Raw genomic sequence first — 13,909 nt, 5'->3', positions numbered from 1 at the left:
GATCAGGCTACATTGCCTTGAACAATAGCTATGAGATGGAAAATAATCCATACATGGGCGATGCCGTCTTCCGGGCCCGCAGCCTTTACCATTTGGTCGATCCTACATATCGATTTAACAATTCTGCCCTTTGCCAACCAAATGCGGTGATGCAGGCCCCAAAAGCAACACCACCACTTGACTTCAAACTGTTCCCTAACCCCACCTCGGGTCTCACAGTACTAGAGTTTAGCAACTCAATCGCTGGCAGTGTCAGCGTTACTCTTTATAGTTTGCAGGGTCAGCCGATACTACAGCAAAGAGCAGGAGAAGGCGCACAGCATATCCTGCTGGAAACAGCGGCTCTGCCCGGTGGGACTTACTTCTGCAGGGTGACAGGAGTTGACGGAATAACGGGCGTGAAGAAGTTGGTGAAGTTGTAAGACCAAGTTTGAGGGCTATCTAGGAAACATACTGGATAGCCCTTGCTAAATAATGAATAAAACATGAAATATTGGCTATACATTATTTGTCTCCTATCTGTATTATTTGACTTACACCCAGTATACGGGCAAAAACATGATTTTGTTTGGTTATTAGGATACAATAGCGATGCTCAGGCAGGAATTGAAGGAATGAAATTAAAATTTCATTTTTCTCCACCAGAAATCGAACAAGTACCGATCGGTTGTCAACTCTACATCAGTAGTGCCATGATTTCCGATCAGGATGGTCAGTTGGAACTTTATACCGATGGGTGCGATATTTACAACACAGCGCACGAAATAATTGAAAATGGGGATAGCATTAATCCTGGCCATGTGCATCAGTTACAATGTGAAGAAGTGGGAAATGGCTACACCGCCGGCCGCCAAAGCAGTTTAATCCTGCCCATGCCCGGCAGCGACAGCCTCTACTACCTTTTCCACAAGCGGATCATTTATCAGGAGGAACCGGTCTTTGATGTCATCACCGACCGTATCCTTTATTCTGTGGTGGATATGAGTGCCAATCATGGGCTGGGCCGGGTACTGGAGAAAAATGTTGCCCTTTTTGAGGAGCCTACCGTAGGGGGGCAATTGACGGCAGTAAAGCACGCCAACGGGGAAGATTGGTGGGTTGTGAACGCTTTGGATCAATCTCCAGAATATGCTTTTTTTCTACTCGATAATACGGGCGCTGCATTTTCTCATATAGATTCAATGGGTCCGCCAGCTTCCTACAGTGGATCAAGAGGCGGTCAGGCCAACTTCTCCCCCGATGGCCGATACTACGCCCGCTACAGTGCCGACGGGCTCTTCCTCATGGAATTCGACCGGCAGGCCGGGGCGCTGAGTGCGTTTCAGTATATCCCCATACCGGACGTGCATGCACGGGGCGGAGTAGCCTTCTCCCCCAGCTCCGAGCTGTGCTACGTCAGCGCCTTTGATACCATTATGCAGTTTGACCTCATGGCACCGGATATTGAAGCTTCAGGTATTGTCGTTGCGGTGTATGATGGCTTTCTGGATAATTATGCTATTACCTTTGGAAACCTTCAACTTGGGCCAGACTGTAAAATTTATAGTAATGTATTTGCTACCGTGCCTTATCTTCATGTCATACATCAGCCCAATGAAAGAGGCACTGCCTGTCAGGTAGAGCAGAGGGGGCTACAACTGCCTCACCGGCTCGCTAGTACACTCCCCCACTTCCCCAACTACCGCCTCGGCCCCCTAATCCCCGGCGAGGCGCCGCCTCCGCCCTGCGAGACGGTGGTGAGTACGCCTGCTGTGCTGCTACAGGCCGGGCCGGGCTTTAGCCTCTACCCCAACCCTAGCTCCGGGCTTACGACGGTGGAGTTCAGTACCCCGCTTTCCGGCAGGGCCAGCGTCACCCTCTACAGCCTGCAGGGTCAGCCGGTGCTGCAACAAACGGCAGAAGAAGGCGCACAGCACATTTTGCTGGAAACAGCAGCTTTGCCCAGTGGAACTTACTTTTGCAGGGTGATGGGAGCTAATGGAGTGATGGGCGTGAAGAAGTTAGTGAAATTGGAATAGAAAAGGCACCAATTTACCGATGCGGCGAGACCAAAGTGCTCGCTATATTTGAGCCCTCTTCTATTTTTGGCACTTATGGATTTACCGTTGAATCAGCCAGAAAAGTACAATGATAGCAGGGTAAAAAAGGTAGCCGGACTTGAAAAATTTACCTTTGCTTTTTGGGATAAGCAGGCAGGCATTAAGTCAAACGAAGAAATTGGGAAAATTGCCGGCTACCATGTTGCGTATATGACTACCGCCCTGCCCTTGCCAAATTTGGGAAATGCAAAAGCAGAAACAGTAGTTTAGGGAATGCTCGTTTATGTGGCTAATAAAGCCACTGGTGGATTGAGAATAAGGTTGGGAAGACCAAATCCTCAGGCACCAACGTGCACGACCAGCCTGCCACCGGCCGGGGCCGATGGTCAGATTAGGTCGTCTTGTAGTTAGTTGCTCTTCCGGACTTGGGGGGAAGTCGGCAACTGATCCCGGAAATAGATCAGTTGTTCAGGTCTTAGACTCCCCTTGATTTTGATTTGCTGCCTAAAGAAAAGAAAAAAAATCAAATATTCTTTTATTTAATTTGAATTAACCGGCAGAGGAGGCATTCGCCTCCCCGCCGATTAATGCGTCATGGGATTATACAGGTTTTAGGTATCGTTCATTGCTTTATCCGCTCAGGTTTTTAAACGTTACGGATTGGGGGAAAAATTTGGAAAAGTTTTTTTGTGGTTCACACAGAGGCTGCGGAGGGGGGCACGCGGAGAACGCAAAGCAAAATCAACAGCCCCTTTGCGCCCTCTGCATGAAACCTTCCCCCACTTTTTAAACCGGTAAATCCCATCCCGGGCAGGGACTTCCGGGAAAAACCAGTAAATTTCGGGTGAAGACGTAACATGCTTTCAAAAAATACGATCAATGAGTGAAAGCTACTCAGAAGACAATGCGCTGCTGGAGCAATTGCGCAGCGGTGACCAAAATGCCTGGCGGAACCTTTACGAAGAGGTCCGCTCCCCCTTCCGGTTGTACTTTATCCGGTACGGGACGGCACCGGAGGTTGCCACAGAGATGTTCCAGGAAGCCATGGTCATTCTCAACCGGAATATACGGACCGGGAAGCTTCAGGCGCCGCTGAAAAGTGCCCTTCGTACCTATATCATAGGGATCGGCCGGGTGCTGCTGATGCGCAAAGGGACAGACACGCAGCAATGGGAAGGAGAGATTCCGGAAATCCCCATCCTTCCCGAGGTGGAAGACCAACAGGAACGCAAGGCCAAAGCTCAGCTTGCCCGGCAATTGCTGGACCGCCTGGGCTCGCCCTGCCGCGAACTGCTGGAGCTGTTTTACCTCAAAAACTATGTCATGGAAGCCATCGCCAGGGAGCTGGACTTGCCGTCTCCCGGAGCTGCCAGACGCCGCAAACACGATTGCCTCCGCAAAATGCGGGAGCTGATGACTGCTTGATGCCACTTTAATTCATTGATCATGGACGCAGAAAATTGGACTACAGAACAGATTGAAGCTTACCTCCGGCAGGCGCTGCCCGCCCCGGAACAGGCGAAGCTCAAAGCCGACCTGGAGCAGGACGAACAGCTGCGTGCTGAAGTGGCTGCCTACCAACGGGTGCTGGAAGGGCTGGACGCCTTGCAGGAAGAAAACTTCCGGGCCCAACTGGACAGCTGGTCGGCCGAAACGGCTACCAATGACCAAACAGCGCTTATTGCCTGGTACCTGGAGGGGCAGCTGAAGCCTGAGGGGCAACAAATGATGGAGGCCCGAATGGCGGCAGACCCGGCTTTCTGGGAAGAAGTAATGGCTTATCAGCAGCTCATCGGCGGCATGGAGGCAGCGCAGGATGAAGATTTCCGCAGCAAATTGGAGGAATGGGAGGCTGGAATGGCTCAGCAGGCAAATTCCGGAAAGGCACTGAAGGTCGTCAGCCGCCGGCCCATGTGGCAGTATGCAGCGGCAGCGGTCGGGGCATTGCTCATCGCTTTCTCTACCTTTAGCCTTTACCTGAAGGCCAACTACAGCGGGCCCGCACTAAGCCGTGTTTACTATGAGTCGCCCATTTCCGAGCGCACGATGGGCGGAGAAAATGCCGAAAGTACACCCCTGCAAGAAAGAATGGACTTTGCGCACCGCCAACTGATTGGGAAAGAATACAATGCCGCATTTATGGCATTTGACAGCCTGATGCGGGAAATCCCTCGCTCTAACCTGGATGATTTCAACAAAACCCTGCTGCTGGAACAGGCGGGCTGGAACCGCCTCCTGGCTGCCACGGCTATGGATAACCCGCCCATTGACCTCATTGCGGAGGCACGGCGAATTCGTACAACACCCGGCCATGAGTACGCCGGTAAAGCGGAACAATTGCTGAATGATTTGGAGTCGCGCTGGTACCGGTGGGCGAATTAGTGGCTATAGCTGAAAACGCCAATACACCACGCCCAGCAGCAGTCCACTAATCACCACACTCCACAGCAGCAGGCGGGAGCCCCCACCGGAAGCAGGCAACTTCCCTGGTTTGCCCACCGCATGAAAAGCCGCCCAGTAAACCGGGTGTGCTCCCAATTTTCCACCGGAAGCCACCTGCCCAAGCTTAGCCGAACGTAGGGCTGCAGAGCGGGCATCGCCACCTTTGAGCCCGGTATAGAACGCTTCTATCACGCTGGAACTTGCATCGTCATTAATGGCCCAAAGGGAGGAAACTACGCTATTGGCACCAGCAGCGAGGAAGCTCCTGGCCAGGTTGATCACCCCCTCCCCATCGTACCACTTGCCCACGAAAGTCTCACAACCATTCAGGACCACCAGCTCCGCCTGCAGGGGCAGCAAATAAATATCCTTTACGAAAAGGGAATCATATCCGCCCTTTCCATCCGAGAACACGATAAAGGAAAAATCACCCGTTTCAGTATTCGCTTGCGCGTGGGTGGAAAAGTGCAGCAGCCCGGCCTCTTTGACCACTACCGACAGTTGCTCCCGAGTGGCTTCCTGATCCAGGTAAGCACGGCCACTAAACAAAGAAGCTACTGCTGCAGCCTGTGGTTCATTATAGGCTAGCGCGCCAAATCCACCGCGACCGTCAAAAGCGGGAGCAAAAGCCACAAGGCCCTTCCCGTTGGCGGCTCGCTGCTGCACCGCCCGCTGGAACGTGGCCGAATAGGCATAACCAATTTCATAATCATTAATCAGGTAAGGCATACTGCGGAAATCACAATGCCCGGCCGGCTCCGTCAAGAGGGCATCAAAAGGCAGCAGCCCCAGCACTCCACCGGGCACAATCAATAACTGCTCCGGGAGCTGCATCTGCGCTTCAATGGGCGACAGCAGGACCTCATACAGCTCATAGCCCACCTGCCGGTACACTTCACAAAGCGCCTGCCGGTCTGAGCTGCCAAACTGGAACTGCTCAATGGCTGTTCTCCATTGACTCCCTTTTTCTGCCAAAGGGAACGCTTTGTCCAAATCAATGACTTCGAGGCTGTTCGGCGTAACCACAAATGCACACCTGAAATGGGCACCCATAAAGTATTCCACCAATGCCTGTCCCGGCTGCAAAAGCTCCCGCTTGACCTGAGCCAGCGTAGCCACCTCCAAATTATACTTCTCCTGATAATAGTGCGGAAAGTGCTGCTCCAGGCTATCGATCCAGGCGGCGTAGGCCTGCCGTTGGTGAAGCAGGGCTTCTTCCGCCGCTTCCAGGGCACCGGTGGCTTCTTCTTCCAACTGCAACCGGAACCACTGTTCTTCGTAATCCGCCAGTGTCTGCTGAAGCTCGCGCTCACGTTGCAGGACTTCTGCCGGTAAATCGGCCTGCCGTTCAGCGGTCGCTTTTTGCATAGCTTCCCGCAACAACAAACTCCTGCTCCTTTCGGCCAGCTCAAAAGCGACTTCTTTGTAAGCTGACTGTTGGGTCTGCTCCCAAAGTTCCAGGGCCGCCATTACCCCGAGTTCTGTCCGCGCCCTGATGCCCTGCACACTCGACAGCTTGGCTGATTCGCCCTGGTACCGCCGGCGCAGCATCTGCTCCACCTCAAACACCAGGTCGCAAGCCGACAAAATTTGCTGGAGCTTGACCTGCCCGCCTTCCTGCTCATACCACTGCCAGAGGCTATTGGCCCAACCTGTCAACGCCTCAGAGAAGGTGTTCTCGGCGTACAGCATTTCCACTGTGGGCATCTCCTGCCAGTCGGTACAGGAATAACCGGGCAGGAGTGCCTGTATAGCCTCCTGTTGACATTGGACCGCAGACAAGTAGTCTCCTTTCTGCCGCAGCATTTCGCCTTTATCGACCAGCAACTTCGCCAAAGAGCGCCGGTAGCGGATGTGGCCTGCTGCACTCAGAATAGTTGCTCCTTTTCCAAAATCATCAGCTGAGGTGCTCCACCTTCTGAGGGCTGCAGTAATACTTCCCCGGACCTGCCAAAGCGTGCCTTCCCACTCCCGCAGGTAAGCCGGTGGGACTTGTGTTACCTGTGGCAACGCCCTAAAGGCTTCATCAATCGCACTCAATGCCTGCTCATTTTGCCCCATTGCACCAAGCACTCTGGCCCGTGCGCTGTGCAATAACACCAGATCTTTTGGAGACAGCCCGCCCAGGTGGAGCGCCTCGTTGATGTGCCCGAGTGAAGCTTCCCGCTGCCCGGCCAGTTCTTCAGCAATAGACAGATCGTTCAAAACCTTCACTAAAGCGCCCGTGCGTGCTGAGGATTTAAAGTACCGGTAGGAAGTGCTGAGCAGACCGATAGCTGTTTGAAAATCGCCAAAGCGACTGTAAAGATTAGCCAGCGGCCGGTATATATAATTGACCGTGTAGTAATCATCCGCATCAAAGTGCTGCTGAAAAAGCCGGTAGGCCGCTTCGTACTCGGCCAGCGCCCTCGGGTAGTCATCCTGATAGTGCAAATGGATGTACCCCAGGTTGACATGAAGCCAGATCAGGGCATCCCATTCTTCAGGCGTTACCGGGCTGCGCCCGAAATCTGCCCGGAGCCCCCGCTGCATGACAGCTACCGCTTGCGGTACTGCATCGGCCCAGGTGCTCTGCCGGAGCGCTTTGCCCGCTTCCTTGTACAGTTTTAGCCAGCCTTCCAGGTCACCGGAAGCCCGGTAGGCATCATCAGCTGCAGCCAGCATCGTAAAGAAACACCCGCGATCGCCAGCTTCCACGGCAGAGAGGGCTTCGGTCAGATAGCCTTGCCCCAGCGTATCAGTACCGACTGATGCCCGGGTGGTAAATGCGGAAAGCAGGGCCAGCACAAGCAGCAGCCCTTTGAGTATAGTTTTCATAGGCAATAGGGTTGTTCTAAGGTGATTTACCCCAGCAGGTCTTCATGGTAAAAGGCCAGCAGGATGGCTCCGGCAACAATCACCAGAAGCAAAAGGAACAGCCATAGAGGCATTCCTAAAACCGTGATGCCCTGCTGCGGCTTTACCTCGCAGGTCTTGCAGCTCAGCGCCAGGGCCATTGATTCGTCCTGCGCTCCGTCCACCGCCGTCACAGTTCCCATAGGCGTACAAACTTCGCTATTATAGGTGCCGGGTGGTGCGTTCTCATCCCTGAATGCAATGCAGGCTTGTACCCCGGGCAAGTCGCTGACAGCTGTACCCGGTCGGGTATAAGCCAGAAAAGAAAAATAGCCGGAGCGGGCTGCCAGGCTTTGGCTTTCAGCAGTGCCGGCCAGTCTCAGGTTGGGGAAGGTAACGATAAAGGTATTTGTACTGCTGTCTCTTTCCAGCTCGACGGTCTCTATTCCGGCTGTTGCCGAAAACAGTTCGTCCGGAATACTTGCCAGATCTACCATTTCAGGTAGCGGGACCCGCACCTTCACAGACCGGGTGGCTCCAGCCCCTTCGTTCTCAAAGGATACTTTGATCAGCAGCTTTTGGGCAGCCAGGGTCGTGTCCGGGCAGGGGCAGCCCCAGAGCGCTATAACATTGGGGTCATACGAACGGCGGACCTTCTGTTCAGTATCGGTGTAAGCCGCAGGTTGCAATTCTCCAAGCGTTAAAGTGCCGGAAGGGTCGCCTGATGTGGACAAGGGCACCCCCTGCTCCAGCAAATTGGCAAGATCCAGTTTACTGATGCCTTCTGCTGCTGCGTTGCTCAACTGTGGGAAGTTGAAGTTGCCAGGCTCCAGCAACAAAACTGCGGCGTAATGAGCCGCTCCTGACCCGCCTTCAGGGATAGAGTCGTAGTGTACATTTTTATTCAAGACGGGGAGAAAGAAGTGTTTTTCCTCCCCAGGCTGAAGATTGGATAACCTGAAGGCCCGCAGGGTTTTGAAATCGTTACCGGAGCTCGTCCCGGACAAGTCTACCGCATCGAAAAACCCGGACTTTAACGGGTCAGGCAAATCAGATACTTCAGCACCCTGCTCAATAAATGCTTCAATCGCCCGCTCTGAAAAGGTTGTTTTCCCAATAAGGCTGCTGCCTTTCTTCAGGCGTTCAGCGGCTTTGATCTGCAGCTGGCTTTCGTGGAACAGCAGTAAATAGCCGTTATAAGGAGCCGCAGCCGTGACAACACCATCGGAAGGATTGCGGACAGAGACCGTCAGGACCGTACGACCATCCGGTATAAGTACCGGGTGGTCGGGGGTAATGACGATAAGCGACGTATCCGGTACGACCTCACTTTTGTCAGGCGTTCCTGCTAAGACGGTAGGGCCCGCTCCGGATACAATCTTGGGAGGCGGATCCCCGTCCTCATCACTGTAAATGGCTTTTGAAAAAACGACCACCTCTGCTGTATTCCCACTAAGGATCGCCCCGTCAAAGTTGTGAGATTGCTGGAATACGGTACCCGCGACATCTGCAGTATAAAATTGGCCATCGTTGAAAATGAGGAAAAGTTGCCGGTAAGGTGCAGGCACGTCTGTCCCTTCAAAGGAAGACAGGGTATCGAAGTTGAGGGTTAGGACAGCGGGGGCATCAGCGTCCTTTAAATTGCCTGTAATCTGGGCATTGGCCGCGGTGCAGCTGAATAGCACCAATACAGCCATCCAGCTCAGGGCGGAAAGGAAGGATTTCAAGTTCATAGTTGCTCGGTTTTTAGGTGCCGGCAAATGCCGGGATAAAAAGGAACGGAGACCAGCGTCCTGCTCAGATTAAGAGCTTTTGGGATTTTGCTTTTGGTGGTGTTCGCACCAAAAGCAAAACCCCAACAAGCTCTCAGGACTGTAGACCATCAGCACCCGCGATCCTCTAAAATACAACTTTTTTGAAACCGCCGGGCAGACCTAGCACTTATCCCTCCGGTTTAAAGCGTGCTAGGACTTCCCTGCGGTTGTTCATTTGGTTTTCAGTTGCTTGCCGGGGGCTTCCGTCAGACTATCCTGCGCTCCTCTTTTTTGTTTCTTCCACGTTTTCCTTCAAAATTTGTCACAGGCAGGAAAAAAAGAACTGGGCAGTGGTTTAACCCCCTACCCAGCCCGGAATAATAGCAACTATCTACTTATCTCCAATTAGGTTCTGCCCACCGTTGTGGGCTCGCCCTTCTGAAAATAAAACACCCTAAATTCTTGAACTGCCAGCGTTGTGGCAGATGATTATTTTATTGTTCATAGCTTTTGGCAGAGCGGCACCGGTTGTCCCGAAGGACGCCCGGCCGCACATTTGCTCTACAAAAATTTTCTCATAGTAAGTTTCTAACCTTAGTAGCGTCCCGCGTTTCAAATAACGTTGTTGACTAATTACAGTTACAAATGTAGGGGGATAACGCGCCCATCTCAAACCACCAACTTCACGAACCTTAAATTCCTAAACCAATATTAATCGCTATATTTACATTCAAACCACTCTTATTGAAAACATAAAATACTGATTTACAACAGTAAAAAAGAATTCTAACAAAATACGTAAAATTCAATTTCTAAGGCTATCAAAAAAACCAGCATTTATTTAAAAATGTACACTTTCGCCTATTAAAAGGTGTTTTTCAACCATAGAACGGTACTAAAAATACATAAAACGGGGACATGAAGCACAAAAATGACCTTTTCGACCTGATACAGTCGATGTCGAAGTCAGAAAAGCGGTATTTCTCGCTGGAGTCCCGGAAGAGCGGGCGCAATAACAGTCAGTACCTGGACCTCTTCAAGGCGATCAATCGTATGGAGACCTACGAGGAGGAAAAGCTGCATCGGAAATTTGGCAGCAGCCTGCCTACCGACAAGCATTACCTGTATAATGCGATCCTGAAGAGCATGCGGGACTACAACAGCTCCAAATCCAAAGCTGCCCGGATCAAGGAAATGCTGCTCGATGCCAAATACCTCTACCAAAGGGGGCTGTATCATCAGAGTGAGGAGCGGCTAAGCCAGGCAAAGGCGCTTGCCAAAGACCTGGATGATCAGCTTGCGTTGCTGGAAATCAGCCGGGAGCAGCTAAACTTTGTCTGGACCATGAAGCAGCGCGACTACGGCGCACAAATTGAAGCTTTACTGGCAGATAAAGACAAGTATATCCGCCATATCAATGAGGAGCTGCGTTACCTTTCCCTGGCTTACAAAATACAAGTGGCCAAAGAGCAACGGCAACCCGCCGACCGCAAAGCCAGCAGCGCAGCATTTGCCCAACAGCTTCAGGCGCAGTCTTCTCCCCTGCCCTCAACGGCACACGCACAGCGCCGCTTCCTGCAGAGCCATGCGCTGCTCAATGACCTCATTGGCGATATTGAGCAGGCCAATACCTACTATGCAAAAATGGTGACGTGGTGGGACGAATACCCGGACATCAAGGACGAGGAGTACAATCGCTATCTGGCCGATGCGTTCAATTTACTGCATGCTTCCTACTCCCAGAAAAAGTACGATCAATTCGAACAGCTCCTGGCCAAAATACAGCAGGAAGAGGCCGGCAGTTACCACGATCAGGTGCTGGTCTTTAAGCAACTGACCAATTACCAGCTGCTTTACCATATCAACCTGGGTATAGAGGAAGGCTATGAAGCCCTGCTGCACCGGGTGGAAGAAGGCATGACGACTTACAAACTCAACCCGGTCAGTCAGTTGATCATTGCCTTTAATGTAACGGTGCTACTCCTCATCCTGGAACGGCATGAGGAGTGCCGCTCGTGGGCAGATAAGGTCCTCAACCACTACAACCGAAAGGTGGAAAGCGAGCAGTTCCGGCTGGCCACTCTGCTGATCCGCCTCATGGTAGCCTTCAGTTTAGACGATATCGATGGATTTGATTCGACCCTGCGGGCTTTTCAGCGTAGTATACGGCAGCAAAAGGCAACTACACCAACGCTTTTCTTCCGGACTTGCGGCAAGCATCTGAAAAAAATACAGGATCAGCCCTCTGGCAGCCGGAGGGAAACCGTTCAGCAGTTCGCAGACTTCCTGGAGCAATACAAAGCCGCCCCTCCGGAACGGGTCCCCCTCGGCCTGGATGACCTGATGCTGAATTGGGTGGAAAGCAGAATAAAAAATTCACCTTTAAAAGTGGTTTTAAGGGCAAAAACCAATGCCAAGGACTAACGGTCCGGCGACGCTTCGTCAGCAAGGATCATACTCTTCACGACGATAGCGTTGTTTCTGCGCTGTACGTTGAGCACCCGCCCTTCCAGCTCAAAAAACGCGATTTCGGGCTTATAGTCGTACTCTTGGTTGCTGCTGCGCACTTCTACCTCGGTGGCCCCAATAAACGAAAGCACCCGGCGCTTCCGGTGGTAGGCCGCCGACCATACGGTCTTTTCGGTAGACAATTTCACTTCTCTTCTGGAGCCACTGAATCCAATCTGACTACCGTCTGCCAGCTCAATGCGCTCCGGTACAGCAGGCACTTCAAAATCAGTAACGACTGTGAGCTGCCCTTTGAGCACGCCAATGAGAATGCCTTTTTTGGTATCCAGTGAGAAGGGGATGGCCCGGTCATTATCAATCAAATAGAGGGTATCCATCTCGGTGGAGAAGGTAATGTTGTTGATCATAGTATAGACGTTTTGCTTGATGATCGTTAAGGTACCCGCTCCGTTGGATTGTCCAAACAGCAGCTGAAACAGCCAGTTAAAAAGACGGCGAAGGGGTTCCATTGTCAATTATGTGAGTCGTTGCCAAAAATAACAAAAAAGCCCTTTGCCAAAAAGCAAAGGGCTACAGAGTTGAATTCAGAGCCTCTTAATATTGATTACTAAGAGGTCTTTTTCCGTTTGCGGCGGGTCTTAAACATTTCCACCACTTCTTTATCTTTCAGAAAACCGAGGTCCTGGAAGGTAGTGGCCACAAATTTCTTGATGTCCTGGTAATCCTTGCCGCGCTTATCGGTATAGTGCTTCAGCAACTTGCCGACATACTCGAGGCTAAGCTCTTTGAGCTGCTGATTGAACTGCTGATTGGCGAAGATATTCATGTACACCGGGTACAGCTTAGAGATTTCGAACAGCTCCGGGTAATCTGTTATTTCTAGGTTACTGATCAGTCGTTCGAAGTAGCCGAAAATCGTTTGCCGCAGGCATTCGTTAATATCGCTGAGGCCTTGATACTGCACGTAGAAGGCTTTGATCGACTCCTGTGCTTCATCGGTGGTATAGCCTTTGCTGTGGACTTCATCCAGCAGATCATAGTACTTGGACAGGTCATCCTTGATTTTGTGGTCCATAACAGCTGACATCCGCTTATCCGCATCCGGGCCGATGATCACATCGTCCTTGAGGTGAAGCTCGAGGAGGTACTCCAGGTATTGCTCCTGAAAGCGTTCCATGCTCTTGCGCACGTCATTGAAATGCTTGCACAAGTGGTCATGATCTCCCCCCTCCAGGTCGAAGAAAGAAGCATAAAGGACCATCACTTCCAGGTGCTCCCGGTGGCCTTTGAAGACTTTATTTTCCACAAAGCTGCGCAGGTGCGGGATAATGCTGCTGTTGTCATACTTTCCTTCCACCCGGTAAAGCAGGAATCGCTTCAGTGGAGAGTAAAGCGTTTTTAGGTCCGGCAAAGCCTCGGGGAACGCTGCGGACATAAAGTTCTCGCTGCGGAACTGCCGCTGATAACGCTGATAGCCCTTGATACGCTCTTCGATAATACGGTAGCGGTCCAGCTTTTGCCCCTGCAGGAAGTAGCGGACCCGCTTGTTGTCGATTTCATTAATCAGGTTGGTCACCCAAATATCGCTGCTCAGGGCAAAGCCCATTTGGATAGACTGCCCGATCCGCTTGCGCAGCAGGTCAAAGTTGGCAGAGTTACAGATGGCCAGGAGTACTTCCTTAAAATGCTCCTGCGTGCGGGTGTACTTCATCTTCGCCTCGTCTACCTCGCCCCGCAACACGGTAAAACCGAGGATTTTGGGAAGATAGAGCCCTTCAAATTCGGGCTGCAGCAGTAGGGTTTCGAGTTCGACCAACTGTAGTGGGTGGGCACCAGCCACTTCTTCATAAACCATTGCGATGCGGGGCTCAAACAATTCTTTGAGCTGCATATATTGTTCTTCTTCTTCCTCTTCGAGATAAGCCTGCAGCTCTTCGGACTCCTGAATCTCACTACCCAGTGCTTCCAGTTTGGTTTTATACGTTTCGGCTAACGCTTGCATGAATGTATATTTTAAAAACAAACCTGATAGTGCAAATTAATGCACTACCAGGTCAGATTATTATAGAATTAAAGTATTGTCTCGGTTGATAAAGCACAAATATAGCTTAATGCCTGATAAAGCACAAAGCTTTGGTGCTAATATTACAACTATAATCTGACAACTTAAGATTTCGCTTAACACCACGCAGTAGACGCGAAGCGAAATTTTTGGATTGTCAGACTATAAGAGCGTGTTGGGATTTTACACTTCGGGCTACTCTTGCCAAATTTTGTCCTGCTCTTCGTTGTTCTTCGGTCACGTAGCTAAGGCTATGTTCCCTCATCACGCCTTGATCAGAACAAAATTTTGCTGCGTTCGCTCCAAAA

General features: G+C 51.5%; 10 protein-coding genes. 6 read left to right on the top strand and 4 right to left on the bottom strand.

Features of this window, described 5'->3' with window-relative positions:
- Positions 1–35: 35 nt before the first annotated feature.
- The 5 genes from RIC19_RS01855 (at position 36) to RIC19_RS01835 (ending at position 4,421) form a co-directional block, all read left to right on the top strand.
- Complete coding sequence (locus RIC19_RS01855; protein ID WP_350176248.1) at positions 36–422, top strand: T9SS type A sorting domain-containing protein; 387 nt, start codon at positions 36–38, stop codon at positions 420–422.
- 192 nt (positions 423–614) lie between these two features.
- Positions 615–2,018 carry a T9SS type A sorting domain-containing protein gene (locus RIC19_RS01850; protein WP_350176246.1) on the top strand — a complete coding sequence of 468 codons (1,404 nt, stop codon included), beginning with the start codon at positions 615–617 and terminating at the stop codon, positions 2,016–2,018.
- A 48-nt stretch (positions 2,019–2,066) separates the two neighbouring features.
- The gene (locus tag RIC19_RS01845; RefSeq protein ID WP_350176244.1) at positions 2,067–2,309 is read left to right on the top strand and encodes a hypothetical protein; all 243 of its coding nucleotides are present in this window, start codon (positions 2,067–2,069) and stop codon (positions 2,307–2,309) included.
- 609 nt (positions 2,310–2,918) lie between these two features.
- A complete protein-coding gene (locus RIC19_RS01840; RefSeq protein ID WP_282775299.1) occupies positions 2,919–3,464 on the top strand; it encodes an RNA polymerase sigma factor in 546 nt (181 codons plus the stop codon).
- A 21-nt stretch (positions 3,465–3,485) separates the two neighbouring features.
- Positions 3,486–4,421, top strand: a complete 936-nt coding sequence (locus RIC19_RS01835) for a hypothetical protein (RefSeq protein ID WP_350176242.1) — start codon at positions 3,486–3,488, stop codon at positions 4,419–4,421.
- Between the two features lie 3 nt (positions 4,422–4,424).
- Here the strand turns inward: RIC19_RS01835 and RIC19_RS01830 are convergent, their stop codons facing one another.
- Both RIC19_RS01830 and RIC19_RS01825 read right to left on the bottom strand, forming a co-directional pair.
- The gene (locus RIC19_RS01830; protein WP_350176240.1) at positions 4,425–7,298 is read right to left on the bottom strand and encodes a CHAT domain-containing protein; all 2,874 of its coding nucleotides are present in this window, start codon (positions 7,296–7,298) and stop codon (positions 4,425–4,427) included.
- 26 nt (positions 7,299–7,324) lie between these two features.
- Complete coding sequence (locus tag RIC19_RS01825) at positions 7,325–9,049, bottom strand: hypothetical protein (RefSeq protein ID WP_350176238.1); 1,725 nt, start codon at positions 9,047–9,049, stop codon at positions 7,325–7,327.
- A 939-nt stretch (positions 9,050–9,988) separates the two neighbouring features.
- Here RIC19_RS01825 and RIC19_RS01820 point away from each other — a divergent pair.
- Positions 9,989–11,494 carry a hypothetical protein gene (locus tag RIC19_RS01820; RefSeq protein ID WP_350176236.1) on the top strand — a complete coding sequence of 502 codons (1,506 nt, stop codon included), beginning with the start codon at positions 9,989–9,991 and terminating at the stop codon, positions 11,492–11,494.
- Here RIC19_RS01820 and RIC19_RS01815 read toward each other — a convergent pair.
- Positions 11,491–11,946, bottom strand: a complete 456-nt coding sequence (locus tag RIC19_RS01815) for a hypothetical protein (protein WP_350176234.1) — start codon at positions 11,944–11,946, stop codon at positions 11,491–11,493. The two genes, RIC19_RS01820 and RIC19_RS01815, sit on opposite strands and share 4 nt — an antisense overlap.
- A 200-nt stretch (positions 11,947–12,146) precedes the next feature.
- Entirely contained in the window at positions 12,147–13,541 is a 1,395-nt protein-coding gene (locus RIC19_RS01810) for a hypothetical protein (protein ID WP_350176232.1), read from the bottom strand.
- Between the last annotated feature and the right edge of the window lie 368 nt (positions 13,542–13,909).

Origin of the sequence: Phaeodactylibacter sp. (genome assembly GCF_040219495.1) — a bacterium.
Classification (GTDB): Bacteria; Bacteroidota; Bacteroidia; order Chitinophagales; family Saprospiraceae; genus Phaeodactylibacter.
This window is presented reverse-complemented; position numbering and strand designations above follow the sequence as displayed.